This is a genomic window from Streptomyces chartreusis NRRL 3882 (genome assembly GCF_900236475.1).
GTDB classification, from domain to species: Bacteria; Actinomycetota; Actinomycetes; order Streptomycetales; family Streptomycetaceae; genus Streptomyces; species Streptomyces chartreusis_D.
The window spans coordinates 7,898,704-7,923,361 of sequence record NZ_LT963352.1 but is presented as its reverse complement, the minus strand read 5'-3'; the positions used below and the strand labels follow the sequence as shown (position 1 = coordinate 7,923,361).

Sequence of the window (24,658 nt, the reverse complement as noted above, 5' to 3'; positions counted from 1 at the left end):
CTCCCGGGCGGGCGCCCGGGGCCGTGCGGCGTCCGGGCCGAGAGCTGCGGTCAGGACCCGAGCCGGTCGGCCCGGACGGCTGCCGCCGGTCGGCCGGCGGGAACGACCGGTGGCGTCTCCCCCGGCCGCCGCACCCGCACCGTGACGAGTGCCCTGGCCATCACCTTGGGGTTGAGCAGGACCGACGGCTCCGCCGCCCGCATCGCGAACAGCGCCAGCCGACGGGCGATGTCCGGGTCGGACAGAGCTGCCGTGCGGACCGCCCGTTGAAGCGCGTTGGGCGGTTCGGCGAGAGCTTCCTTCCGGCCGAGGGCGTCGTACTTGTCGATGAACCGATGCGCTCGGCGGTACGAGCGCAGCGCCTGGCGAACGTTCGCGCCGCGGCACAGGGCTTCGGCGGTCGCGTCGGCCAGCCATGCCGCGCTGCGGAACGCCCAGCCGCATCCGACGGCGGGTACGGGGTCGGATGCGGTCGCGGCATCCCCGATCAGGGCCAGCCCGGGCCGCGGTGCGGGATCCCGGCGAACGCACGGATAGTCGGTGGTGCCGACGAGGTTCGACACCTGTCGCGCGCCGGCGAGCGAGGGCCCGTCCGGCAGGCGCGCGACGAACCGGTCGAAGGCGGCGGTGCGATCGGTGGTGAACTCGGGAAGCCGGTCCTTCGCCGGGAAGACGCCCACCTGCGTCAGGCCGTCGTCGACCGGGATGCACACGGCGACGTCCCGGCCGAGGGGCCAGACCTGGCCGTCACCGGGGCCGTTCATCGTCGCCCCCTCGTAATACGTCCAGAACAGGAAACGCTCGTTCGGGGCACGGTCCTCGGCGACCCGGGCGAGTCGGGCGACCGTGGAGCGGTGGCCGTCCGCACCGACGACCAGACGGGCCCGAAGGGTGGTGCGCCCGGTCCCTCCGTCCGACGTGACGACTCCCGCGACGGCTCCCCCGGCGTCCTCGACCAGGTCGACGACACGGTGCCCCGTCATGAGGTGCACGCCGGGGGTCGAGCCGGCGATCTCCCGCAGCAGCGGGTCGAGCTTCCTGCGGCGCAGGCTGATCGCCGGCGGGACCCCGCTGTCCGGCCGGGGGACGATCCAGCCGGACCCGGTCCACACGCCGAGTCCGGTCGTCACCGCCGCACCGTGGTCGAGCATCGGCTGCCAGAAGCCCAGTCGCCGCAGGACGTCATGGGTGCCGCCGAGCACGAAGTGCCCGCACAGCGTCTTGTGTGCCTGGGGACTGCGGTGCCGCTCGACCAGCGCCACCCGCAGCCCCGCCCGGCCGTACGCCGTCGCCGCCGTGCAGCCGGCGATGCTCGCGCCCACGATGATCACGTCGTAGTCCATGGCCGTCTCCGCCGCTCCGATGGTCCCTTCGGTCACCAGGAAGCATGCGCAGAGCGGCCGGACACCGACATCGGTAGTGAATACCCATCCTTCGGGGCGGCCGTCTACCTACCATCGAAGTGTGACGGCCGGCACACGGACACTCGAAGAACGGGACAGTGAACTCGCATCGCTGTCCCGCTGGTGGGGGGAGGCGGCCGCCGGCACCGGGCGCCTCGTCCTCGTCGGGGGCGACGCGGGCGCCGGCAAGACCGTGCTGCTCCACGAGTTCGGCCGGCGACTGGGCAACGCCCGACTGCTCAGCGGCAGCAGCGAACCGCTCACCACGCCGCTTCCCCTCGGTCCGCTGCGCGACATGGCCGACTCCCTGCCCGCCCCCCTGAGCCGGGAGCTCAGCGGCACCCCCGACCCCGTGACGGTGCGTCGCCGGCTGTTCGAAGAGCTGCGCGAGGGCGCCGTCCCGACCCTGGTCGTCCTGGACGACGCGCACTGGGCCGACGAGGCCACGCTGGACCTGCTGCGCTTCCTGGGCCGCCGCCTGGGGGCATGCCCGGCCATGGTCGCCGTGGCCTACCGGCAGGACGAAGTGGGGCCCCGCCATCCGCTGCGGGTGCTGGCCGGGGACCTGGCGGCGCTTCCCGCGGTGCGCCGGCTGACCGTGCCCCCGCTGTCCGAGGCGGCCGTCGCGCGTCTCGCGGCGGGAACCGGGCTCCACCCGGCCGAACTGCACCGCCGAACGGGCGGCAACGCCTTCTTCGTGACGCAGGTACTGGGCGACGGCGGCGCCACCGTGCCCGCCACCGTCCGGGACGCGGTGCTCGCCCGCGCCGCGCGCCTGGGACCAGGGGCTCGTGATGCCCTCGACACCCTCGCCTGCCTCGGGACCCGGGCCGCACCGTGGCTGGTCGAGGCGGTCTCCGGCTGCTCGGCCCGAGAACTCGACGAGTGCGTGGAGCGCGGAATGCTCACCGCCGAGCACGGCGCGGTCGCGTTCCGGCACGAGCTGGTCCGCGTCGCCGTCGAGCAGGCGACCCCGCCGGGGCGCGCGGCGGACCTGCACCGGCGGGCGCTGGCCGTGCTCACCGCGCGCCCGCCCGGCGAAGTGGAACCGGCGCGTCTCGCCGAGCACGCGCAGCGTGCCCACGACCGGGCCGCCGTGCTCGCCTACGCACCCCTCGCGGCAGAACGGGCATCCGCGCTCGGGGCTCACAAGGAGGCCGCCGCCCACCTCCGCCGTGCGCTCGACGTCGTCCAGGGGCTCCCTGCCGCGGACCGGGCAGGACTGCTCGAGGCGCTCGGGCGGGAGTGCCATCTCGCCGACGACCTCGAAGCCGCCCTGCGGGCCCGGCAGGCCTCAGTCGACGCGTGGCGGAAGACCGGTGACAGACGCCGGCAGAGCGGGGCGCTGGTCGGTCTGGCGATCACCGCGGCGCATCTGGCCCGGGAGATCCCCCTCGGTGAGAAGGCGTGTGACGAGGCCCTCGGGTTGCTGGCCGGGCTGCCACCGACGCCCGAGCTGGCACTGGCCTGTGCCGTCCGCGCGAAACTGTCCGGAATGGCCTTCCGCGGCGCCGATGCGATCGCCTGGGGTGAGCGGCTCCTCGCGATGACCGGCGACGGAACGGACCCGCAGGGACGGGCTCTCGCGCTGTCGTCGATCGGCATCGGCCGCGCACTGGAGGGCGACACGGCCGCCCTCGGCCTCATCGGGGAGAGCGTCCGGCTGGCACGCGCGGCATCCGCTCACGACCAGGCGGGACTCGCGTATTTCTGGCTCCAGTTGATCTGCGTGACCCGCCGCTGGTACCGGGAGGCCGAACGCTGGTACGGCGAGGCCCTCGCCTTCACCGACGACCACGGCCAGGAGGTCTGGCGGCAGTGGCTCCGCGCGTTCCACTCGCGTGCGCTGCTCGACCAGGGGCGGTGGGAGGAGGCCGAGGCGCTCGCGTCGGAGGTGCTGCGCACGGCTGGTGTGGACGACGGACGCAAGATGCTCAGCATGGTGGTGCTGGGGCGGCTGCGCGCCCGCCGGGGCGACTCCGATGCCCGCCCCCTCCTGACCACGGTGCGGACGACCATGGTCACCGCCGAACCGGTCGTCGGCTGGATCATCGGCGCCGCGCCGGCGCTGGCCGAGGCCGCCGCCTACGCGGGCGACACCGACCAGGTGCGCGCGATCGCCGGCTCGGCCTCCGCCGCCGCCGTGGAACAGGGCGAGCCGTGGCTGCTCGGCGAACTCGCCTACTGGCTGTCCCGAGCCGACGGACCCGCCACCGTCCCGGTGCGGGCCGCCGAGCCCTACCGGCTCCAGCTGTCCGGCCGCCCGCGGGAGGCGGCCGTCCGCTGGCAGGAGCTCGGCTGCCCCTACGAGTCCGCGCTCGCGCTCGCCGACACCACCGACGCGGGAATGCTGCGCGAGGCGCTCACGGCGTTCGACCGCCTGGGCGCCGGGCCGATGCGCGACGCGACCGCCCGTCGGCTACGCCGGCTCGGGGTGCGCGACATCCCCAGGCGGCGGTCCCGCCCGGTGGGCTCCGACGGGCTCAGCGCCCGCGAACAGGAGGTGCTCGCCTTGCTGGCCGACGGATTGCGCAACGCAGAGATCGCCGAGGCGCTGTTCCTGTCGAGGCGGACCGTCGAGCACCATGTGGCGGCCGTCCTGCGAAAGCTCCGCGTGACGAACCGGGGAGAAGCCGCTCGGTACGCCCGGCACCACGGCGTCGCTGTCCGCTGACGGCGCGCGGCGGTGTGCGGGCGGGCCTCCACCTGTCCGGACCGCTCGCGGGACGAGACCGGAGGCCGCAGCCTGGAACTGGTGACGTGACGACCGGCGACCGGCGACCGGCGACCGGCGATGGGACGGACCGGATGCCGCTGAACCGTCGGGGAACGGGCCGTGTGTGCGAGAGGGCTGATGGACGCGGAAGCCGTGCAGGCGCGCCTGCTGGGCAGCTTGGACCTGCGCGTCGGGGACCGGCGGCTGGGGCCGCTGGACTCCGCTCGTGCGGAGTCGCTGCTCGCTTACCTGCTGCTGCACCGCGACGCGCCGCGGCCGCGTCAGCACCTGGCCTTCCTGCTGTGGCCAGGTTCGAGTGAGCGCCAGGCCTACACGAATCTGCGCAAGGTGCTGCACACGCTGCGCCGTGTCCTGCCGGAGTGCGACCGGCTGATCGACATCGGACCGCGGAGCCTGCAGTGGCGCCCGGACGCGCCCCTGTGGCTGGATGTGGAGCACTTCGAGCGGTCGCTGGCCGCGGGGCGTCTCCAGGAGGCAGTCGAGACGTACGCCGGCGATCTGCTGGAGGGCCGCTACGACGAGTGGCTGCTCGGTGAGCGGGAACGGCTGGCGGGGCTGCACCTGAACGCGTTGGAGGAACTCGTTCGCCGACATGAGCGCGAGCGGAACTGGTCCCAGGCCATTTACTCGGCTGAGCGGCTGGTCGCTTCCGACCCGCTGCGTGAGGAGAGCCACCGGCTCCTGATGCGGCTGTGCCGGGCGTCCGGAGACCGCGCCCGCGCCGTGCGCGCCTACCATGCCTGCGCGACGGTGCTGGACCGAGAACTCGGGATCGAGCCGTCGCCGGAAACCCGTGCCGTCCACGAGTCGCTCGTGGCCGCGGTACCGGCCGGAGTGGAGAACGACTCGCGGCCGCCGCCCGCGGTCGGCGGGAAGGCGTCCGGCACTTCCCCGTTCGTCGGCCGGGAGGCGGAGAGGGCCCGCTTGGCCGCCGTGTGGAGCGCCGCGGTGTCCGGACGGGCACAGCTGGTGCTCGTCAGCGGCGAGGCGGGCGTGGGGAAGACGCGGCTGGTCTCGGAGATGCACGCGCAGGCCGGTGCCGTGACAGTGGCGGCCCGCGCCTACCCCGCGGAGGGTTCGGTGGCGTACGGGGTCGTCACGGCATGGCTGCGCTCGCGCCCGGTCGCCGCACGCCTGTCCCGGCTCGACCGCCCTCACCTCGTCGAGCTGGCGCGCCTGCTTCCGGAGCTGACCGGCAGGGTGCCGCCGCCCGAACCGTTGCCCCGAGCCGAACTGCGGCGGCGGCTGTTCGAGGCGATCGGCCAGGCGCTGCTGGCCGCGGGCACGCCCCTGCTGCTGATCCTCGACGACGCGCAGTGGGCCGACACGCCGTCGCTGCGCCTGGTTCACCACCTGGTGCGAACGGCACCGTCCGCACGGCTGCTCGTCGCGGCCACCGCGCGGCGCGAGGACTGCGACGTCGGCCACCCGCTGGTCGAACTGGCCACCACCCTGCAGTCGCAGGGCCGCTGCACAGAGATCGCACTCGACCGGCTCGACCGGGCGCAGACCGCACTGCTCGCCGAGCGCATCACCGGCAGGCCGCTCGACGCGACGGCGATGCGGCGCCTCTACCGCGACAGCGAGGGCAATCCGCTGTTCGTCGTCGAGGCGCTCAAGCCCGACGCGCCGACGGACGCGCCCAAGGTGCAGGCGGTGATCGCCGGCCGCCTGGCCCGGCTGTCACGGCCCGCCGCGGCGCTGGCGGGCGTCGCGGCGGCGATCGGACGGGCGTTCACCGCCGACGTTCTGTCGGCCGCGTCCGGACTCACGGAGGAGGCATTCGTCGGTGCCCTGGACGAGCTCTGGCACCGCGGCATCATCCGGGCGCACGGCCCCAACGCCTATGACTTCAGCCACGGGAGGGTCCGTGACGCCGCCTACGCCTCGCTCGGCCCGCCGCGCCGGCGACAGGCGCACCTCGCGATCGCCCGGGCCCTCGAGCAGACCGGCGAGGCCCCGCCCTCGGCTCGCGCATTGCACTACGACAAGGCCGGCGCGACCGCTGAGGCGGTCCGCTGGTACGAGAGGTCGGCGGAGACCGCCCAGTGGCTGCACGCCCACGCGGATGCCGTCCGGGCACTCGACCGCGCGCTGGTGCTCTCCGACCGTCTGCCACCCGGGCCGGACGCCGCCCGGCTCCAACTGCGCCTGCTCACCGCGCTCCCGGCTCCGCTCGTCGCCTGCGAAGGCTACGCGACCGAGCGGATGGCGCGGGTGCACGCACGGGCCCTGCGCCTGGCCTCGCGGCTCGGATGTGCCCCCGAGCCGCCGCTGGTGTGGTCTCTCGCGCTGGCCGCGCTGACCCGTGGTGACTGGGAACAGGCCCGGACGTTCGGTGAACAGTTGCGGATACGCGCCGCACGCGACGACGACCAGGTCCTGAAGGTGGAGAGCGACTACATCCGAGGCATCACCGCCTACTGGCCCGGCCGGCTGACGAAGGCACGCATCCACTTCGAAGCCGCGGTACGGAACTTCCGTCCCGCCCTGCGCCAGGCCCACGTACTGCGCTACGGGCAGGATCCGGAGCTGATCGTCCGGCTGCGCCTGGCCCACACGCTGTGGCTCCTCGGCCGCCCCGCGGAAGCCGACCGGCAGCAAGCCCTCGCCCTGCGCGCCGCCGACGAGTCCGCTCATGGATACAGCCGGGCGACCGTCTGGGTGTTCTCCGCCATCCTCGCCGCGGACCGCGGCGACACCCAGGAGGTGCGCCGCTGTGCGCGGATGCTCGATGCCCACACGGGGGACGACGCTCCCGCCCAGATCCTGCTGGCCGCGGAGGTGTTGGCGGGCCACCTCGACGTCCTGGAGGGGCGCACGGCCGCCGGACTGGCGCGGGTCCGGGACGTGCGCGAGCACGTCGTACGCGGCCCGGCACCCGCACCAGGCCTGCCGGGTGTGGCGACGCGACTGCTCCTGGAGGACTACGCGCTGGCGGGCGAGCCGGCCGCCGGACTCGCACTGGCCGACGAGGCACTCGGCATGGGCCGCGGCGCGGAACTCTGGGAGGCCGAGATCCGGCGCCTGCGCGCCGCCTGCCTCGAAGCGCTCGGCGCCCCCGGGGACGACGTCGCGGCCGAACGCGACCACGCCCTCGCGGTGGCGCACCGCCAGGGCGCCCGCGCGTTCGAGCGGCGGATCCGGGCAACGCTCGAGGAACGCCGGCCCGGACACGATGGCGCCATCCGATGACGACCGGAGGAGGAGCCATGACCCTCACCGATCCGGCGGCCGTGCTGCGCCAGGGATTCACCGGCCAGGTGCTGCGGCGGGGCGAACCGGGCTACGACGAGGCACGCCAGGTCTTCAACGCGATGATGGACCGCCGCCCGGCCATCGTCGCCCGGTGCGCGACCACCGCGGACGTCGTGGCGGCCGTCGATGTCGCCCGGGACCACGGGCTCGTCGTGGCGGTCCGCTGCGGCGGCCACAGCGTCGCCGGGCTGGGCACCTGTGACGACGGGATGCTGATCGACCTGAGCGGCCTGAAGTCGATCACCGTCGATCCGGGGGCGCGGACCGCGCGGGCCGGCGGCGGTGTCCTGTGGGGAGAGTTGGACACGGCTACGCAGGCTCATGGCCTGCACACGCCCGGCGGGCGGGTCTCCACCACCGGTATCGGCGGTTTCACCACCGGTGGCGGCTACGGCTGGACGTCCTGCAAGTACGGGCTGGCCTGCGACAACCTCATCTCGGCCGAGGTCGTGCTCGCCGACGGCAGGGTGGTGCGCGCCGGCGAACGCGAGCACGCCGACCTCTTCTGGGGCCTGCGCGGCGGCGGCGGCAACTTCGGCATCGTCACCGAGTTCGAGTTCCGTTTGCACCCGCTCGGCCCGACGGTCCTCGCGGGGCTGACGATGTTCCCGGTCGAGCGCGCTCCGGAGGTGCTGCGCGGCTGGCGGGACTGCGCCGATGCCGCACCCGACGAACTCGCGACCGCCTTGGTGGTGCTCACCGCACCACCCGAGCCGTTCGTCCCGGCCCGACTGCGGGGCGAGCCGGTCCTCGGCGTCGCGGCCCTGTACGTCGGCGCGGCCGACCGGGGCGACGACGTGGTGCAGCCGCTCAGGGATCTCCGCCCCGCCGTCGACCACATCGCCCCGATGCCCTACACCGCCTTCCAGGCGGCCCTCGACCCCCTCGCGCCCCGCGGCTTCCGCAGCTACTGGCGTGGCGAATACCTGCGAGAACTCACCGATGACGCGATCGACACGTTCCTGTCCCACGCCGTCGAACTGACCTCGCTCGGAGCGCCGCTGAGCGAGATGGTCATCTTCCGCGTCGGGCAGGGCGTCGCTGCGGTGCCCGACGCGGCGACCGCTTTCTCCCACCGCGACGCCGGCTACCTGTTCCACCCGATCTGCATGTGGGACGACCCGTCCGACGACAGCCGGATGATCACAGCCGGCCGCGCCTTCGCGTCCGCCATGCGACCGTTCGGCACCGGCGCCGCCTACCTCAACTTCACTCCCGAGGCCGACCGGGTCCGCGATGCCTACACCGACGAGACGTACGCACGTCTCGTGGCGATCAAGGACACCTACGATCCGGCCAACCTGTTCCGGCTCAATCAGAACATCCGCCCCAGCCACTCCGCGCTCGTCGGCTGAAGCGATCGTCCCGGGACGACCGTGACCGGTGAACCGACTGGTATGACTGGTGCATGCAGGAAGAAACCGCACAGTCGGCGATCGACACGTTCATCTCCGCGTTCAATGCCTCAGAAGACAGCTACGTGACTTCTCTGCTGTCCCAGGCGCTGACCCCGGACGTCATCCTCTGGGGGCCGTTGGGGCGCAGTGAGGGGATCGAGGCAGTGGAGCGGTTCGTGCTGGACATCCGGCGCCACCCGGCGGGGGCGGGCACGATGATCCGCTGTTCGGGAGTGGACATGCCCGATGAGTGGGCGCGGTACCAGTGGGTTTTCACGCTGCCGGACGGAGGTCCACGTCTCGCGGGAACGGACGTCGTCCATCTGAGGAGAAACCTCATCGATCAGATCATCGTTTTCGCGGGAGACATCAAGCCCTCCCCCTAGCGCCCCCAACCCCAGATTCACACACTCACCTGTTCAAATCCCTGCGTTTGGTGCAGGGCTCGGGCAAGGTGTCCGTGTCGGAGCTCTCTCAGCGTCTCGGGGTCTCGGAGATGACCGTGCGCCGGGACTTGGACGCGCTGGAGCGTCAGGGCCTGGTACGCCGGGTGCACGGCGGTGCGGTCGCCCACCGTCCCCGTGAGGAGGGCGGCGGGTTCGCCGCACGGGAACAGTGGCAGTCCGCCACCAAGGACCGTCTGGGTGCGGCCGTGGCCGCGATGGTGGAGCCCGGTTCACGGGTGCTGCTGGACGCGGGGACCACCACCGTGCACGTGGCGGAACATCTGGCCGAACGCGCTCCGCTGACGGTCGCCGTGCTGAGCCTGCAGACGGCCCTCGCCCTGGCGGACCGCCCGGGGATCGAGCTCCTCATCGTCGGAGGCCGCTCCCGTCCGGGGGAACGCTCGCTGGTGGGGCCGCTGGCCCTGCGCACGCTGGAGTCGTTGAGTTTCGACTGCTTCGTGATGTCCATCGGCGGCGTGCACGCCGAGCATGGCTGGTCGGAGTTCTCCCTGGACGACGCGGCGGTCAAGCAGGTCGGGCTTGCCCAGTCGGCCCGCACGGTCGCTGTCGCGGACGCCACCAAACTCGGCGTCCGGGCCTTCAGCCAGGTCGCCGCGCCGGGCGCCGCCGATTGTTTCGTCACTGACGCCGCGGCCGATGACGCGCAGACCCACCCCAATGGCCCGGCCACCCTCAAGGCCCTGCGGCAGGCGGGTGTCGAGACCCACCTGGTCTGACGCCCGCCGCTCACATCACATCAAGGAGTAATTCTGTGCAGACCGCCACGCGCTCGCTCATGATCCTGGTCGCCGGACCCTACCGGTCGGGCACCGGCGACGACCCGCACAAGCTGGAGGCGAACGTCCGGGCCATGAACGAAGTGGCCCTGAAGCTCTTCCGTGCCGGCCACCTCGGCGTGACCGGTGAGGCCCTCGCCCTGCCGCTGCTGGAGACCGCCGGCAGCACCGGCCCCGGCGATGCGGCGTACGAGGAGATCTTCCACCCCGTAGCCGAGCAGCTGCTGTCCCGTTGCGACGCGGTGCTGCGGATCGGCGGCCCGTCCGAGGGTGCCGACCGGATGGTCGCCCGGGCCCGCGCCCGGGGCAGGGCCGTCTACACAAGCCTCGACGACGTCCCGGCCGCACGGTGACCGCGGGCATCGACACACCTGTCGATGTGGAGGCCTCTGCTGGACGGTGACACGCCTGAGGAAGCGTGCACCGCCATGCCGTTCCTCACCGTCCCGCAGCCGCTGTGACCGCAAGGGGCGCTTATCGGTTGGCCGCGAGATTCCTGTCGATCCTCTCGTGCAGCGCGATTCCGAGGGAAACGGACACGTTGAGGGACTCGGTCGAACTCATCATGGGAATCGAGACCGAGGCGGAAGACGCTTCCTCGAAGAGGTCGGACGGCCCGCCCTTTTCGCTGCCGAACAACAAGGCAAGCCGATCCGGACTGTCGCCGAGTTCCTTCACGGAAATATCGCCGTCTGCCTTGAGCGTCATCAGCTTCATACCACTGTCCCGGATGAAGGCGAGGGCCTCCTCGCGACCGGAGAGGACGACGGGGAGCGAGAAGACGTAGCCACGGCTGGCCCTTTGCAGACGCCGGTCCGCGATGCTGGCGATATCACTGTCGACCAGGATGATCCCGGACGCTCCGAGCGCGAGCGACGTGCGTACGATCGCGCCGATGTTCCCGACGATCTTCACCCCGTCGAGAACGACGACGTCCCCGCTCCGGCTTTCGATATCGCTGAACCTGGCCGGGCGAGGGACGCGGGCGATGCCGAACGTCCTGGGCTTCCTCTCCCCCTTGAACAACTGGTTGACGATCGACGAGTCGATGAGGCGGACCGGAATGTTCTGCCGCCTGCACAGATCCAGCAATTCGGCGGGGAAGGGACTGCTGTCGCTGCCGTAGACCTCGATGAACTCCACTCCGGCCGCGATGCAGTGCGTGAGGGGCTCGACGTCCTCGATCAACGTGGTCTTGATGTTGGATCGCGAAGGCTTGGTGACATCGCTGATCCGCTGCACAGCCGGATCGGAGGGATTTTCGATGGTGTCCAACTCGGTCATGGTCGTCCTGTTCTTCCCCGTTCGAGGCCGCGCGGCTCACGATAGCAAGATCTCGTTCGCCCGCGAGCGGCCGGTGGAGCCCCGTCCGCCCGCCGGGTCGCCGATCGTCGGACGCGGTGAGTCGACTCCCGGCGTGCCCGAGCCCTAAGGGACTGTAAGGACTTGGCTCCCGGCATTGAGCGACGCTGTTCGCGCCGCCGACTCTGTGTGCTTCCGGGCCGCAGACAAGGGAGTTCCGATGGCCACACAGACCACCGCCGAGCGTGCGCGCACACCGCGCCGCGACGAACGCAGGGTCGTCAGCAACATCGTGCGCGGATCGATCGGCAATCTGATCGAGTGGTACGACTGGTACGCGTACACCGCCTTCAGCGTCTACTTCGCCTCCGTCTTCTTCCCCTCCGGCGACCAGACCGCCCAACTCCTCAACACCGCGGCGGTGTTCGCGGTCGGCTTCCTGATGCGGCCGATCGGCGGCTGGGTCCTGGGCCGCTACGCCGACCGCCGCGGCCGCCGCGCGGCGCTGACGCTGTCGGTGACGCTCATGGCGGCCGGTTCACTGATCGTCGCGCTGACCCCGTCGTACGGCTCGATCGGGGTCGCCGCGCCGATCCTGCTGGTCGCCGCGCGGCTGCTGCAAGGTCTGTCGGTGGGAGGTGAGTACTCGACCTCCGCCACGTACATGTCCGAGGTGGCCTCGCCCGGCCGCCGCGGTTACTACTCCAGTTTCCAGTACGTCACCCTCATCGCCGGGCAGCTGACGGCGCTCGGTCTGCAGATCGTCCTGCAACAGGTGCTCAGCCCCGCGCAGATGGAGTCCTGGGGCTGGCGGATCGCGTTCGTCGTCGGCGCCGCGGGGGCGGTGGTCGTGCTGTGGCTGCGGCGCGGCATGGACGAGTCCGAGAGCTTCGAACGTGCCGCGTCGGAAGGCGAGAAGGAGCAGAGCGGCCCGGCCCGCGGAAGTCTGCGGCTGCTGCTGTCCTACCCCCGGCAGTGCCTGGTCGTCGTCGGGCTGACCATGGGCGGCACGCTGTTCTTCTACACGTACACCACCTACCTGCAGAAGTTCATGGTCAACACCAGCGGCATCGCCAAGCCCACGGCGGCGTGGATCAACTTCTTCGCGCTGCTCGTGTTCGTCGTGCTCCAGCCGGTGATGGGCCTGCTGTCCGACCGGGTGGGGCGGCGTCCCATGCTGATCGCGTTCGGGGCGCTGGGCACCGTGGTGGTGGTGCCCTCGCTCACCCTGCTGTCGCACACCAGTGACCCCGGGTACGCGTTCCTGCTCATGGTCGTGCCGCTGGCCGTCAGCTCCCTGTACACCTCGATCAGCGCGGTGGTGAAGGCCGAGCTGTTCCCGACCTCGATCCGGGCGCTCGGCGTCGGCCTGCCGTACGCACTGACCGTGGCCGTGTTCGGCGGGACCGCCGAGTACGTCGCCCTCTGGTTCAAGAACGCCGGACACGAGAACTGGTACTTCTACTACGTCACCGCCTGTGTCCTGATCTCGCTGCTCGTCTACATTCGGATGCGCGAGACCTCCGACGCGTCGCCGCTGGACGAGGGCGTTTCCCGGTCTCGCGACTGACGAGGCGGGAAGGAGGCGACCGTGCGGGTGCTGCTGGCCGAGGACGACGACGGGGTGGCGGGCGCGCTGACCGAGGCGCTGTACGACAACGGCCACCAGCCGGCCCGGGTGCGGCGCGGCGAGGACGTTCTGGCCCGCCACCGGCAGGCCGACCTGCTGCTGCTCGACCTCGGCCTGCCCGACCTGGACGGCCTGGAGGTGCTGCGCAAGCTGCGCGCGGTCAGCGCCCTGCCGGTGGTGGTGCTCACCGCGCGGGGCGACGAACGGTCGGTGGTGCGTGGTCTGCGGCTGGGCGCCGACGACTACCTGGTCAAGCCGGTCCGGCTAGCCGAGCTGCTGGCCCGCATCGAGGCCGTCACCCGCCGCGCCACGGCACCCGCCGCCCCGGCGCCGCGCACCGTCCGCGTCGCCGACGTCGAGGTCGACCTCGACGCGCGCCGGGTGACGGTCGGCGGCGCGGAGGTGCGGCTGACCGCCAAGGAGTTCGAGGTCCTCGCCGCGCTGGCGGCCCGGGCCGGCACGGCGGTCAGCCGCCAGCAGCTGATGGACGAGGTGTGGGGCGACGCCTTCCTCGCCGTGTCCCGCTCTCTCGATGTGCACCTCACCCAGGTGCGGGCCAAGCTCGGCCGCCCCGAGGTGCTGACCACCATCCGCGGCTTCGGCTACCGCTTCGGCGACTGAGCCGGCTTCTCACGGCAGGCCCTGTTCATGCGCACCCGCGTCCTCACCGTGGTCCTGGCCTTCGCGGTCCTTGCCGTGGCCGGCTTCGCCGTCCCGCTGCTGGCCGTCACCGCCGCGCAGCGCACTCAGCAACTCGTCGCGGCGCGCACCGCCGACCTCGACCGTTTCGCCGGGCTGGCCGAGCAGGCCGCCGAGAGCGACGACACCGGCACGCTCACGGCCGACGTGCGCCGCTACACCGAGCTGTACGGCGAGGCCGTCGTGGTCGTCGACGCCCGCCGCGCCCCGCTGGTGCAGACGGGCGGCCTGCGCGCCGCCGACCCGGCCGTCGCCCGGCTCGTCGACGCGGCGCTGCGCAACCAGCCCGTCTCACCCGGGGGGACGCTGCGGCCCTGGTCCCGGGCCGACCGGCTGCTCGCCCGCCCCGTGGGCACCGGCACCAGGGTGTCCGGCGCCGTGGTGCTGCGGGCCTCGGTGCGGGCCGCCGCGGACGACATCGCCCTGCGCTGGACGCTCGTCCTGGCCGGCGCCGGTCTGTTCGCCGTGGCCTGTGTGCTGCTCGCCCGCCGGGCCACGCGGTGGGTCGTACGGCCGCTGCACCGCCTCGACCGCGCGGTCGGCACCCTGGCCGCCGGCCTGCCGCCCGAGCACGCGCGGGCCGGCGGCCCGCCGGAGCTGCGCCAGCTGGCCACCGGCTTCAACCGCATGGCCGACGCGGTCACCACCGCGCTGGAACAGCAGCGCCGGCTCGTCGCCGACACCTCGCACCAACTGCGCAACCCCCTGGCCGCCCTGCGGCTGCGCATCGACTCGCTCCAGCCCCACCTGCGCACCTCCGGCACCCGCACCTACACCGGGGTGACGGCCGAACTCGAACGCATGGAGCACCTCCTCGACGACCTGCTCACCCTGGCGAACGCCGAGCACCGCGCCGGCGAACTGGCCGTAACGCGGGCGCGGGAGTCGTGCTGCGACGCCGCGGCGGTCGCGGCGGCCCAGGTCCGGCTGTGGCAGCCGGTGGCCGAACGGGCCGGAGTCCGCCTGGAGTTCGTGCCCGGCCCCGCGGTCCTCATGGCCTGCCCGGAGGGAGAGCTGGCCCAGGTGGCCGACATCCTCCTCGACAACGCGATCAAGTACGCCGGGAGCGGCGCCCGCGTGGAGGCACGCTGTTCCACCGAGGGCGCGGACGCGGTGTTCGAGGTACAGGACGACGGGCCGGGCCTGAACACCGGCGAACTCTCCCGGGCCGGCACCCGCTTCTGGCGCTCGGAACGCCACCGCGAGGTACGCGGCAGCGGTCTCGGCCTGGCGATCGCCGAGCGACTGGTGGCCGGTCACGCCGGACACGTCGAGTTCACGGCGGCCGAACCGCACGGCCTGCGCGTCCGGGTCGTGCTCCCGAAGGGGCACACGGCATGACCGGCCCCGCCCGCCTGACGACCCGCCGCACCGTCCTGCGCGCCGCACTCGCAGCGGCGGGCACCGGCCTGCTCGCCGGCTCCGTGGCGGCGGACGCGCGGCGCGCGGACAGCGGCCCGGAGGGAGTTCTGAGGATCGCGACCGGCGAGACCGACGGGTTCTACGCGGCCTTCGGCCGACTGCTCGCGGCCCAGGTCACGGCCACCTACCCCCGGCTGTCCTGCGAGGTGGTCAGCAGCGAGGGCAGCGTGGCCAACGTACGGCTGCTCCGGGCCCGCCGGGCCGACGTGGCCCTGGCCCTGTCGGACATCGCGTGGGCGGCGTACGGCGGCACCGCACCGTTCGGCAGCCGCGTCCCGCTGCGCGCGATCGGCAGGGTCTACGAGAACTACGTCCAGCTGGCCGTGCGCGCCGGGGCGCCCATCCACACCGTGTCGGACCTGGCGGGCCGCACCGTCTCGCTGGGCGCGCCCGCGTCCGGCGGCGCCGTGCTCGGCGACCGTCTGCTGCGCGTCGCGGGCCTGACCCCCGGCACCGACGTCCGGGTCCGGCATCTGCTGATGCCGCAGGCGGCGCGTGCGATGCGGGCCGGCGCGATCGACGCGCTGCTGGTCGCGGGGGGTGTACCGCTCCCCGTACTGTCCGGGCTCGACACCCGCCCCGGCATCCGTCTGCTGCCCCTGTCCGGCCTGCTGCCCCGGCTGCGCGCCGGCCTCGGCCCGGAAGGATCGGGTCTGGAGGCGGTGACGGTGCCGGCCGGGGCGTACCGGGAGACCCCCGAGGTTCCGACCATCGGCGTCGCCAATCTCCTGCTCTGCCGCCCCGACCTCCCCGCCCCCGTCGCCGCCGCCCTCACCCACGTCCTGGTCCGCCGGGCCACCCGCCTCGTCCCCGCCCCGGCCCTCGGCACCCAGTTCCTCGACGCCCGCAGCCTGATCTCCACGGGCGCCGTCCCCCTGCATCCGGGGGCGGTCGCCGCCTATCGCGAACTGCACGGCTAGGGCCCAGCGACGCTAGGATCATGGTCATGGCCCTGACCATGAACGACGTGGACCGGTTCGAAGCAGCCAGGCCCCGCCTGGAGGCCATCGCCTACCGTCTCCTCGGTTCCGCGAGCGAGGCCGAGGACGCCGTGCAGGAGACCTTCCTGCGCTGGCAGGCCGCCGACGTCGACCGCGTCGAGATCCCCGAGGCCTGGCTGACGAAGGTGCTCACCAACCTGTGCCTCAACCAGCTCACCTCGGCCCGCGCGCGGCGAGAGACCTACGTGGGCCAGTGGCTCCCCGAGCCGGTGCTCGCCGGGGACCCCATGCTCGGCCCGGCCGACACCGCCGAACAGCGCGAATCGGTCTCGTTCGCGGTCCTCGCCCTGCTGGAGCGCCTTTCCCCCACCGAGCGGGCGGTCTACGTCCTGCGGGAGGCGTTCGACTACCCGCACCGGGAGATCGCCGAGATCCTCGACATCACCGAGGCCGCCAGCCAGCAGATCCTCCACCGTGCCAAGAAGCACGTCGCGGACGGCAAGGCCCGCACCCAGGTCGACGAGGCCGCCGCCCGGCGGATCGTCGACGAGTTCCTCGCGGCCGCCACCAGCGGCCGGACCGAACCGCTCGTGCGGCTGCTCACCCAGGACGCCATCTCGGTCGGCGACGGCGGCGGGAAGGTCCCGGCCCGCGCCAAGGCGTTCGAGGGTGCCCTCGCGGTCGCGAAGTTCATGCGGGGTCTGTTCAAACCCGGCAAGGCCAAACGCGACCTGGTCGGCGGCTCACCCGACGTCTACGCCACGACCGCCAACGGCGACCCCGCCGTCGTCGTGGTGCTCGACGGCCGGGTCATCGGCGTCATGTGTCTGGAGGTCACCACCGAGGGCATCGCCGCGTTCCGCAACCAGGTCAACCCCGACAAGCTCGAACGGGCGACCAGGCGGTGGGCGGCCACCGACCACGGCGATCCGCTGCTCAGGGTCTTCTGACCCTGCCGACGAAGATGTGACGTGCTTCACACCGCGTTCCTGTCAGGAAACGGCGGGCTGCCCGGTTCAGGGGGCGAGTCCCGCTCAAGACAGGAGCCCGGAAATGCAGCACCGCATCGTCGTCCTCGGAGCCGGCTACACCGGAGCCATCGCCGCCGGCCGCCTCGCCAGGCGGCTGCACCGCGCAGAGGTCGCCATCACCCTCGTCAACACCGAGCCCGACTTCGTCGAGCGTGTCCGGATGCACCAGCTCGCGACCGGCCAGGACCTCACGCGCCGGCCCCTCAGTGAGATGTTCGCGGGCACCGGCGTCGAACTGAAGCTCGCGAAGGTCACCGGCGTCGACGTCGACCGCAGGACCGTCGCCGTCGTCGACGCCAACGCCCCCGGGGAACCGGAGGCCGAGGAGCTGGAGTACGACACCCTCGTGTACGCCCTCGGCAGCGGCTGGAGCGACCAGGGCGTCCCGGGCGCCGCCGAGCACGCCCACCAGATCGCCGGCCGACCCGGCGCACTGCGGTTGCGCGAGCGTCTGGCCCGCCTGGACGCCGGAGAGTCGGTGGTCGTGGTCGGCGGCGGACTCACCGGCCTGGAGGCCGCGTCCGAGATCGCCGAGGCCCGCCCGGACCTCGACGTCGCCCTCGCCGCCCGCGGCGAGCTCGGCGACTGGCTCTCCCCCAAGGGCCGCCGGCACCTGCGGAAGGTCTTCGACAGGCTCGGCATCACCGTCCACGAGCACGCCTCCGTCGCCGCCGTCGAGGCCGACCGCGTCACCACCGCCGACGGCGGGACGATCCCCGCCACGGTCACCCTCTGGACCACCGGCTTCGCCGTCCACCCGATCGCCAAGGCCACCACCCTGGACGTCACCGACACCGGCCGGATCCTCGTCGACGGGACCATGCGCTCGGTCTCGCACCCGGACGTGTACGCCATCGGTGACGCGGCCCTGGCCATGGGCCCGGGCGACAAGCCGCTGCGGATGTCGTGCGCCTCCGGCACCCCCATGGCATGGCAGGCCGCCGACGCCATCGCGGCCCGCCTGACCGGCGGGAAACTCCCGAACGCGCCGCTCCGCTACTTCAACCAGTGCATCTCGCTGGGCCGCGAGGAGGGGCTGATCCAGTACGTCACCGCCGACGACCGCGCCGTCCGGGCGGCCCTGACGGGCCGGCTCGCCGCCGTCTACAAGGAACTCGTCTGCAAGGGCGCGGTCTGGGGCGTCGCCCACCCGACGCTCGGACTGCCGACCCGCCGCCGCCACGTCGTACGGCAGCCGGCCCGGGCGGTCTCGCCGGTCAGCACAGCGGCCTGACGCGCATGCCGACGACCCCCAGGGGTCGTCGGCATGGTCCGTGCCGCAGTCACCGGTCAGAATGGTGATGTGAACCTCGACCATGTCTTCGTATGCGGAAACCCGGCACTCGACTTCGCCGCCACGCTCGGGGCGCGCCGTTCGGAGCGCTCGGAGATGTTCGTGACGCCGGACAGGCTGAACGCCTGGTACGTGGAGTCCGGCATCGTCGACGCGGTCTCCGCCGGCCGGGAGGCGGACGTCGAGCAGGCGAAGACCGTGCGGGAAGCGATCTACCAGCTGGTCACCGCCCGCCGGCTCGGGGAGGGGTACGACGCGACGGCGCTGACCGTCGTGAACAAGGCGGCACGCAGGCCGGCCGCGGTGCCGCAGCTCACCCCGGCGGGCCGATGGACGCAGGCGACCCCGGACGAAGCCCTCTCCCTGGTGGCGCGCCACGCCGTCGAGCTTCTGAGCGGGCCGGACGTGCCCCTGCTCAAGGAGTGCGGAAACCCGGAGTGCACCCGCGTCTACATCGACCGCTCGCGGGGCATGCGACGGCAGTGGTGCGGGATGGACTCGTGCGGCAACAAGATCAAGGCGGCCGCGTACCGCGCGCGCAAGAAGACGGCATCCGTGGCGGCCACGGACTGACGCGCCTCAGGCCCGCATCCCCAACAGGAAACGCGTCACCCGCGTCCTGCGCACCAACAGTTCGTACGCCACGAGCGTCAGGGCGAGGGAGATCGTCACCAGCACCACGTACTCGACCGGAATCGGCGCCGGCCAGCCCACCAGGAAGTAGGCCACGGCGACGACGATCGGCTGGTGGAGGACGTACAGCGGAAGGACGGCGGCCGCGAGGTACCCCGGGGGCCCCGCCGGCGGCTGTTGACGGGGGCGGTCGAGGAGGCCGGGGACGGCGACCGCCAGGCACCAGCCGGCCGCCCCGAACAGGGCCCGGGAGACGACGGCCAGGGGGGTCGTCTCCGTGAAGGGGTCGTCGGCCGTGGTGAAACCGGGGGCGGCCGCCATGAACAGGAGGGCGCCGAGACAGGCCGTGGAGCGTGCGTCGCGACGCATGGCGGCGCGGAAGCGCGTGTCGCCGGCGAGGGTGAAGCCGGCGGCGAAGAAGAGGAGGTACGACCAGCGGTGCCAGCCCGCGTAGTCCTCCTCCATGCCGGCGAAGGCGCAGATCTCCGCGGAGGCGAGGGCCGGGAGCAGTACGACGCCGCGCCGGCGCAGGGTCACGGCCGCCACGCGGTCGGCGAGCCGGCGGAAGGGCGCGTGCGGCAGGAAGCGGTGGAGGGTGGCCAGCATCAGGGAGAACGTCAGCAGGAGCACGACGAACCAGAGATGGCCGGTCTCGAAGTGCTCTCCCTGGACGAGGAAGGGGAACTCGTCGAACTCCACGTGCACGTCGAAGAAGTGGGGCAGGAAGCCGGCGTACGACTCGTCGTAGCCGGGGTCGGACGAGCGCTGCCGCAGCCACTGCGGGAGCGGGTTCAAAAGGAGGGTCCCGAGGAGGAGGGGGACGCCCAGCCGAAGCAACCGCTCCGTGGTGAAGGTGCCCGCGCCACGGCTCCGCAGTGAGTGCCAGGCGCCGAGGCCGGAGATCAGGAACAGCAGCGGCATCGCCCAGACGACCCCGAACCCGGCGATGACCGTGATGGCTTCGGTGGTCTCGGTGTTCGTGACGTAGAAGTCGCCCTCGGTCGCGTACACCAGCGCCGAGTGGAAGAAGACCAGCCCGATGACCACCACCATCCGCAACGCGTCCAGCTCCGCCACCGCCGCTGCGGTGACGGCGCCCGCGGTGACACCGTACGCGTCGCCAGTTGCTCATGCTGCGGTGAACCGTTCGGCGGCATCCCAGAGTTCGCCTTCGCGCCGTGGGTCGTAGGACTCCTCGGACGAGCGGTCCACACGGTTGCGGTCGACGTAGGAGCCGGTCTGGGCCACGGTCGTGCCGAGGACGACGTCGGCGAGGTAGCGGCCCGCGGTGTCGCGGCTGCTGGCGAACGGAGTGAGGGTCATCATGGGCAGGATGCGCCGCATGGCGAACCGGGAGACGGGGTCGGCGTTGCGGGCGAGGCCCGTGCCGGGGACGAAGCCCGGGTTGTAGGCGACTGCGTCGATCCCGGCCGGCAGGCGGCGCGCGTACTCGTGCACGAGGTAGATGGCGGCCAGCTTGCTCGTCGAGTACGCGGTGCGCCCGGCGACCGCGGTGTCCGGCTCGGCGAAGGCACGGGTGCGGGCGAGGACGTCCGGGGACTTCCAGGCCGGGCCCGGCACCATGCCCAAGTTGTGCCTGAAGTCACCGAAGTGCGTGTCACTGACGGTGATCACGATCCGGGCGGGAGCGGTGAAGCGGTCCTGGAGCAGGCGGACGAACAGGTGGTTGGCGAGCACGTTGACCGTGAAGGTGGACTCGAATCCTTCCGGTCCCTCGGTGAGCGCGTTCGCGTACTGGATGCCCGCGTTGCCCACGAAGCCGCGCAGCGGCGGCAGTTCACCGCGATCGAGCCGGTCACGGATCTCGGTGGCGGCCGAGCGGACGCTGTCCAGCGAGCCGAGGTCCGCCGGGACGTGCGAGACCGTGTGCCCACCCGTGGCGAGTTCCGCGGCGAGCTGTGTACCGGAGGACCCGCGGGCGACGACGAGGAAGTGCACGTCCGTCGACCGGCGCAGGATGTGCCCCGCGGCGACGCGGCCGATCCCACGGCCCGCGCCCGTCATCACGATGGTGTGCTTCATAAGAGGCTCCTTCATTGGCCGGCGGTGTCGGCGCCCGGCTTGGGCACGGGGCCACGTTCGCCGGGTGTGCCACCGCCAACCAGTGCCGTCCCCGTCACCAGGACTGGCAGTACCCAGGCTGATGCGGCGCCGCGCGGTGAGAATGAAGGCATGGCTCCCTCCCGCTCCGGCTTCGCCGAACTCCTGCGCGCCTGGCGCGACCGTCTCTCCCCGGCCGACGCCGGCTTCACCGTCACGGACGGCCGTCGCGCCCCGGGGCTGCGCCGGGAGGAACTCGCGCAACTGGCCGGGCTTTCCGTCGACTACGTCCTGCGCCTGGAACAGGGACGCGCGCGGAACCCCTCGTCCCAGGTCGTCGGTGCCCTCGCCCGGGCCCTTCAGCTCTCCCGCGCCGAGCGCGACCGGTTGTACCGCGCCGCCGGGCTCCTTCCGCCGCAGGACGGGACGGTCAGCACCCACGTGCCCGCGGGCGTCCAACGGCTCGCCGTCCGCCTCGGCGACGTTCCGATCGGCGTGTTCACCGCCGACTGGACACTGGTGTGGTGGAACACCATGTGGAGCGCCCTGCACGGTGACCCCGCCGTTCTTCCGACCGCCGAACGCAACCTCGCCCGTGCGCTCTTCGGCAACGGCGCCGCACGCGCCTCGATGCTCCCCGTACGGTCCGAGCGTGGAGCGGACGCCCTCGTGGCGTCGATCGTCGCCGACCTCAAGGACGCCGTCTCGCGCTATCCCGCGGACGCCCAGCTCGATCGCCTCGTACGGGAACTGCGGGAATCGTCCGACGCCTTCGCTCACCTCTGGGCCACGCAGACGACCGCCGCGCAGCACACGACCGACCGCAAGACGATCCGGCATCCGGAGATCGGCGACATCCTGCTCGACTGCGACGTCCTCATCGTCCCCGGAGCCGACCTGCGCATGGTCACCTACACGGCGGCGGCCGGAAGCAGCGGTGCGGGGAAACTGGGCCTTCTGCGCGTCTCAGGCGGACATCAGGTCCGGTCGCACGCTCAGCCGCAGGGCGAGCCCCTCGGCAGGCCGGGGAGCGGTTGACTCCGGTGAGGGACGCGGGCCGGGTGTGAGAAGTCCCGGGCGGCCCGGTCCGCGTCGGTGTTCCGGCCGGCACCAGGGCCAGTCCGGCGGGTCGTGCCGGGCAGGCCCTGGTGTTGAGGAGGGCTCAGCGCTTGAGCGTGAAGGTGAAGTCGCCGGAGAGCTTGCCGCTCAGCCGGACTGCCGAAACGAGCCTCCCCTGCGTGATCAGTCTCTCGACCTCGGCCCGCGAAAGACCGCAGCCTTCAGCGATCAAGCGCACCGGCCGGACAGGGATCCGCGCCGCGAAGCGGACCGAGACGTCGATCACCTCGCGGTCCAGGTGATCCGATCCGCCGGTGTCGAGGCGCCAGGCGTTGTCCCAGTGGAGGGCGATGCGATTGCGGCGCCGCACGACCGGATCCTGGAGCAACTCAGCTGTCAGGCCGAGGTCGTTGTCATGCAGCCGGTCCAGCATCTCGGGTCGTACGGAGCGCACGTTCATCCGCTCCAGGACCGTGAGCTTCGCGGTTTCCCCGCAAGCGGTACAGAGCACGAGGAGCCAGGCGTCGATGAGCTTGTGGTTGGCGTTGACGCGAAATTTGCCGCTCGCCCGGAAACGCTCGGACCCGCACGCGTGACAACGGCGGAGAACGAGCGGCAGGCAGGTGGGCATGACCACCCAGTTTTTGAGCACAGAAGTACACCGGTTTCAGTGAGAAGTCCGCAGCAGAAAGCAGCGCGGCGCACATGCGCGCCGCGCGACCGATCAGCGCTCGGGAGGTCACACGGTGTACAACGGCACGTCCTTGCCTCGACGACTCGGTCCGGCAGCACGGTAAGGGCGCACTACGGCACGGCTCCACCGGTTTTCGGGCGCCCACGCCAGTCCGCACGCCCGGGTCCGCCACCGGCTCCGTGAGGTCACGCGGCGTCCCGTCGACGTTCGAACGCGATCGATTCCGGACGCGTGTGCCCCAGACGCGGCAAGGGCTCGAACGGGTGGACGCGGTGGTGGGGCGGCCCCTCGGCGATGCGAGTTGGCGGAAACGCCGAGGCCTGGCACGTGAGTGGCGGATGAGGTTCCGAGCCTGTCGTGCCGGTCAGCTCGCCGGAGCCGGGCCGGGCGGCAGATGGACCGTCATGATCAGGTGGCAGGGTTCGGAGCCGGAGCCGCGGTAGGTGTGCGGGGTGTCGCCGTCGAACGTGGCGGTCCGGCCCGCCTCGAGGATGTGCTCGGTGCCGTCGACGATCAGGGTCATCCGGCCGGAGGTGACACTGACGGTTTCCACGACGCCGCCCTGGTGGGGATGGCTGGCGTACTCCTCTCCCGGTTCCAGCCGCCAGCGCCAGACCTCGACCGGCGCCGGCCCTGACGTCGTCAGCATCAATCGGGCCTCGCTGCCCCGCTCTCCGGTCCACAGGGGGGCCACGGCCTCGGCGGACACGACACGGACGCGGCCTTCGGGCGGTCCCTGCATCAGGGCGGACACCGAGATGCCGAGGGTGTCGGCCAGCCGGACCAGGGTGGCCAGGTTGGGGTTGCCCTGGGCTTTCTCCAGACCCACCAGGGCGCCCTTGCTGACCTGGGCGCGCCGGCTGAGTTCCTCCAGCGTGAGGCCCGCGCGGACGCGGGCCGCCCGGACGTTGTGCGCGACGGTCCGCAGGGCTGCGGCTGTCTCGGCCACCTGATCACCATCCTTGCCGGCTGGAACATTCGACTGCACCGCACGGTCGTTTGATTGACACCGGACGGTCATTCCGTTGTACGGTCTGGTCGTTCCACTGAATGGTAAGGGATATGCCGTGTTCGCTGTGCGTGCACCACCGAGCCATGGCCCGCCCCGAGTCGAGAAACGGAAACCGCCGTGCCCACCTTCCACCTCACCCCCGCCGTGGCGGAGGCCTTCCCCGACACCCTCATCGCCCTGGTCAGCGCCACCGGCCTGCGCGGCGGTGCACCCTGGCCGCACACCGCCACCGCCCTGGAGGACCTGGAGCGGCAGCTCTCCGACGGCACCTGGCAGCCCGCCGACGAGACCGACCCGCGCATCGAGGCCTGGCACACCGCCTATCGCTCCTTCGGGACCAACCCGCGCCGCATCCGCCCCAGCGTCGACGCGCTCGGCCGACGCCTCGCCAAGAAGGGGACGCTGCCGCGCATCAACCCGGCGGTCGACTCCTACAACGCCGTCTCCGTCCGTCACGGCCTGCCCGCCGGCGCCTTCGACCTGGACCACGTCGCCGGGGACGTCGTCATCCGGTACGCGGACGGCACCGAACCCTTCACCCCGCTCGGCGAACCCGGCACCGTCGAGCACCCCAAGCCCGGCGAGATCATCTACGCGGACGCCACCGGCGTCCTGACGCGCCACTGGAACCACCGCGACGCCCACCGCACCCGTGTCACCGAGGACTCCGCACACGTCGCCTTCGTCCTGGAAACCCTCCACGCCACCCGCGACGGCGACCTCCTCGAGGTCGCGGCGGAGGAGCTGCAGGGCCTGCTGGCCCCGCACACCGCGCAGACCACCGTTCACTACCTCAGCCCGGCACAGCCCCGGGCCACGGCGCGTCCCTGAGCGGGCCGGGC

General features: G+C 72.4%; 21 protein-coding genes. 15 read left to right on the top strand and 6 right to left on the bottom strand.

What is annotated here, in order from left to right:
• Positions 1 to 50 precede the first annotated feature (50 nt).
• Positions 51 to 1,379, bottom strand: a complete 1,329-nt coding sequence (locus tag SCNRRL3882_RS35805) for an FAD-dependent oxidoreductase (protein WP_010045546.1) — start codon at positions 1,377 to 1,379, stop codon at positions 51 to 53.
• 85 nt (positions 1,380 to 1,464) lie between these two features.
• Between SCNRRL3882_RS35805 and SCNRRL3882_RS35800 the strand changes: the two genes are divergently transcribed.
• From SCNRRL3882_RS35800 to SCNRRL3882_RS35775, 6 genes are all read left to right on the top strand, one after another.
• Positions 1,465 to 4,077, top strand: a complete 2,613-nt coding sequence (locus SCNRRL3882_RS35800) for an ATP-binding protein (protein WP_010045545.1) — start codon at positions 1,465 to 1,467, stop codon at positions 4,075 to 4,077.
• A gap of 180 nt (positions 4,078 to 4,257) precedes the next feature.
• Positions 4,258 to 7,335 (top strand): ATP-binding protein, encoded by a 3,078-nt coding sequence (locus tag SCNRRL3882_RS35795; RefSeq protein WP_010045544.1) that lies wholly within the window; start codon positions 4,258 to 4,260, stop codon positions 7,333 to 7,335.
• A 17-nt stretch (positions 7,336 to 7,352) separates the two neighbouring features.
• The gene (locus SCNRRL3882_RS35790) at positions 7,353 to 8,753 is read left to right on the top strand and encodes an FAD-binding oxidoreductase (RefSeq protein WP_010045543.1); all 1,401 of its coding nucleotides are present in this window, start codon (positions 7,353 to 7,355) and stop codon (positions 8,751 to 8,753) included.
• Between the two features lie 53 nt (positions 8,754 to 8,806).
• On the top strand, positions 8,807 to 9,181 hold the full coding sequence (locus SCNRRL3882_RS35785; RefSeq protein ID WP_010045540.1) for a hypothetical protein: 375 nt from the start codon (positions 8,807 to 8,809) through the stop codon (positions 9,179 to 9,181).
• A 29-nt stretch (positions 9,182 to 9,210) separates the two neighbouring features.
• Complete coding sequence (locus SCNRRL3882_RS35780; RefSeq protein WP_102515047.1) at positions 9,211 to 9,978, top strand: DeoR/GlpR family DNA-binding transcription regulator; 768 nt, start codon at positions 9,211 to 9,213, stop codon at positions 9,976 to 9,978.
• A 59-nt stretch (positions 9,979 to 10,037) separates the two neighbouring features.
• Positions 10,038 to 10,391, top strand: coding sequence for a hypothetical protein (locus tag SCNRRL3882_RS35775; protein ID WP_040903945.1), 354 nt, complete (start codon positions 10,038 to 10,040; stop codon positions 10,389 to 10,391).
• 121 nt (positions 10,392 to 10,512) lie between these two features.
• On the opposite strand, the gene nshR is transcribed toward SCNRRL3882_RS35775, so the two are convergent.
• Positions 10,513 to 11,322 carry an NshR/TsnR family 23S rRNA methyltransferase gene (nshR, locus tag SCNRRL3882_RS35770; RefSeq protein ID WP_010045534.1) on the bottom strand — a complete coding sequence of 270 codons (810 nt, stop codon included), beginning with the start codon at positions 11,320 to 11,322 and terminating at the stop codon, positions 10,513 to 10,515.
• 238 nt (positions 11,323 to 11,560) lie between these two features.
• Between nshR and SCNRRL3882_RS35765 the strand changes: the two genes are divergently transcribed.
• The 7 genes from SCNRRL3882_RS35765 (at position 11,561) to SCNRRL3882_RS35735 (ending at position 18,930) form a co-directional block, all read left to right on the top strand.
• A complete protein-coding gene (locus SCNRRL3882_RS35765; protein WP_010045532.1) occupies positions 11,561 to 12,910 on the top strand; it encodes an MFS transporter in 1,350 nt (449 codons plus the stop codon).
• 21 nt (positions 12,911 to 12,931) lie between these two features.
• Positions 12,932 to 13,591, top strand: a complete 660-nt coding sequence (locus tag SCNRRL3882_RS35760; RefSeq protein ID WP_010045530.1) for a response regulator transcription factor — start codon at positions 12,932 to 12,934, stop codon at positions 13,589 to 13,591.
• Between the two features lie 27 nt (positions 13,592 to 13,618).
• Positions 13,619 to 15,010, top strand: a complete 1,392-nt coding sequence (locus SCNRRL3882_RS35755) for a sensor histidine kinase (protein WP_010045528.1) — start codon at positions 13,619 to 13,621, stop codon at positions 15,008 to 15,010.
• Positions 15,007 to 16,011: a TAXI family TRAP transporter solute-binding subunit gene (locus SCNRRL3882_RS35750; RefSeq protein ID WP_010045526.1), complete on the top strand. Its 1,005-nt coding sequence runs from the start codon at positions 15,007 to 15,009 to the stop codon at positions 16,009 to 16,011. The genes SCNRRL3882_RS35755 and SCNRRL3882_RS35750 overlap by 4 nt, the downstream gene beginning before the upstream one ends.
• A gap of 26 nt (positions 16,012 to 16,037) precedes the next feature.
• Entirely contained in the window at positions 16,038 to 16,982 is a 945-nt protein-coding gene (locus tag SCNRRL3882_RS35745) for an RNA polymerase sigma-70 factor (RefSeq protein ID WP_010045524.1), read from the top strand.
• A 103-nt stretch (positions 16,983 to 17,085) separates the two neighbouring features.
• Positions 17,086 to 18,297 (top strand): NAD(P)/FAD-dependent oxidoreductase, encoded by a 1,212-nt coding sequence (locus SCNRRL3882_RS35740; RefSeq protein ID WP_010045521.1) that lies wholly within the window; start codon positions 17,086 to 17,088, stop codon positions 18,295 to 18,297.
• A 69-nt stretch (positions 18,298 to 18,366) separates the two neighbouring features.
• Entirely contained in the window at positions 18,367 to 18,930 is a 564-nt protein-coding gene (locus SCNRRL3882_RS35735; protein ID WP_010045520.1) for a CGNR zinc finger domain-containing protein, read from the top strand.
• Between the two features lie 6 nt (positions 18,931 to 18,936).
• Here SCNRRL3882_RS35735 and SCNRRL3882_RS35730 read toward each other — a convergent pair whose 3' ends face one another.
• Both SCNRRL3882_RS35730 and SCNRRL3882_RS35725 read right to left on the bottom strand, forming a co-directional pair.
• A complete protein-coding gene (locus tag SCNRRL3882_RS35730) occupies positions 18,937 to 20,067 on the bottom strand; it encodes an acyltransferase family protein (protein ID WP_231911191.1) in 1,131 nt (376 codons plus the stop codon).
• Positions 20,068 to 20,118: 51 nt separating this feature from the next.
• Positions 20,119 to 21,033, bottom strand: a complete 915-nt coding sequence (locus SCNRRL3882_RS35725; protein ID WP_010045516.1) for an SDR family NAD(P)-dependent oxidoreductase — start codon at positions 21,031 to 21,033, stop codon at positions 20,119 to 20,121.
• 150 nt (positions 21,034 to 21,183) lie between these two features.
• Between SCNRRL3882_RS35725 and SCNRRL3882_RS35720 the strand changes: the two genes are divergently transcribed.
• Positions 21,184 to 22,089, top strand: a complete 906-nt coding sequence (locus tag SCNRRL3882_RS35720) for a helix-turn-helix transcriptional regulator (RefSeq protein ID WP_010045514.1) — start codon at positions 21,184 to 21,186, stop codon at positions 22,087 to 22,089.
• Between the two features lie 124 nt (positions 22,090 to 22,213).
• On the opposite strand, the gene SCNRRL3882_RS35715 is transcribed toward SCNRRL3882_RS35720, so the two are convergent.
• Complete coding sequence (locus SCNRRL3882_RS35715) at positions 22,214 to 22,762, bottom strand: DUF1062 domain-containing protein (RefSeq protein ID WP_029181560.1); 549 nt, start codon at positions 22,760 to 22,762, stop codon at positions 22,214 to 22,216.
• 406 nt (positions 22,763 to 23,168) lie between these two features.
• Positions 23,169 to 23,753 (bottom strand): helix-turn-helix domain-containing protein, encoded by a 585-nt coding sequence (locus SCNRRL3882_RS35710; RefSeq protein WP_010045511.1) that lies wholly within the window; start codon positions 23,751 to 23,753, stop codon positions 23,169 to 23,171.
• 180 nt (positions 23,754 to 23,933) lie between these two features.
• Between SCNRRL3882_RS35710 and SCNRRL3882_RS35705 the strand changes: the two genes are divergently transcribed.
• Complete coding sequence (locus tag SCNRRL3882_RS35705; protein ID WP_010045509.1) at positions 23,934 to 24,647, top strand: B3/4 domain-containing protein; 714 nt, start codon at positions 23,934 to 23,936, stop codon at positions 24,645 to 24,647.
• Positions 24,648 to 24,658 lie beyond the last annotated feature (11 nt).

Coding starts and splice junctions, on each gene's coding strand:
- SCNRRL3882_RS35795 (WP_010045544.1), top strand. CDS start 4,258: ATGGACGCGGAAGCCGTGCAGGCGCGCCTGCTGGGCAGCTTGGACCTG.
- SCNRRL3882_RS35765 (WP_010045532.1), top strand. CDS start 11,561: ATGGCCACACAGACCACCGCCGAGCGTGCGCGCACACCGCGCCGCGAC.
- SCNRRL3882_RS35720 (WP_010045514.1), top strand. CDS start 21,184: ATGGCTCCCTCCCGCTCCGGCTTCGCCGAACTCCTGCGCGCCTGGCGC.
- SCNRRL3882_RS35755 (WP_010045528.1), top strand. CDS start 13,619: ATGCGCACCCGCGTCCTCACCGTGGTCCTGGCCTTCGCGGTCCTTGCC.
- SCNRRL3882_RS35785 (WP_010045540.1), top strand. CDS start 8,807: ATGCAGGAAGAAACCGCACAGTCGGCGATCGACACGTTCATCTCCGCG.
- SCNRRL3882_RS35740 (WP_010045521.1), top strand. CDS start 17,086: ATGCAGCACCGCATCGTCGTCCTCGGAGCCGGCTACACCGGAGCCATC.
- SCNRRL3882_RS35745 (WP_010045524.1), top strand. CDS start 16,038: ATGGCCCTGACCATGAACGACGTGGACCGGTTCGAAGCAGCCAGGCCC.
- nshR (WP_010045534.1), bottom strand. CDS start 11,322: ATGACCGAGTTGGACACCATCGAAAATCCCTCCGATCCGGCTGTGCAG.
- SCNRRL3882_RS35775 (WP_040903945.1), top strand. CDS start 10,038: ATGATCCTGGTCGCCGGACCCTACCGGTCGGGCACCGGCGACGACCCG.
- SCNRRL3882_RS35750 (WP_010045526.1), top strand. CDS start 15,007: ATGACCGGCCCCGCCCGCCTGACGACCCGCCGCACCGTCCTGCGCGCC.
- SCNRRL3882_RS35790 (WP_010045543.1), top strand. CDS start 7,353: ATGACCCTCACCGATCCGGCGGCCGTGCTGCGCCAGGGATTCACCGGC.
- SCNRRL3882_RS35725 (WP_010045516.1), bottom strand. CDS start 21,033: ATGAAGCACACCATCGTGATGACGGGCGCGGGCCGTGGGATCGGCCGC.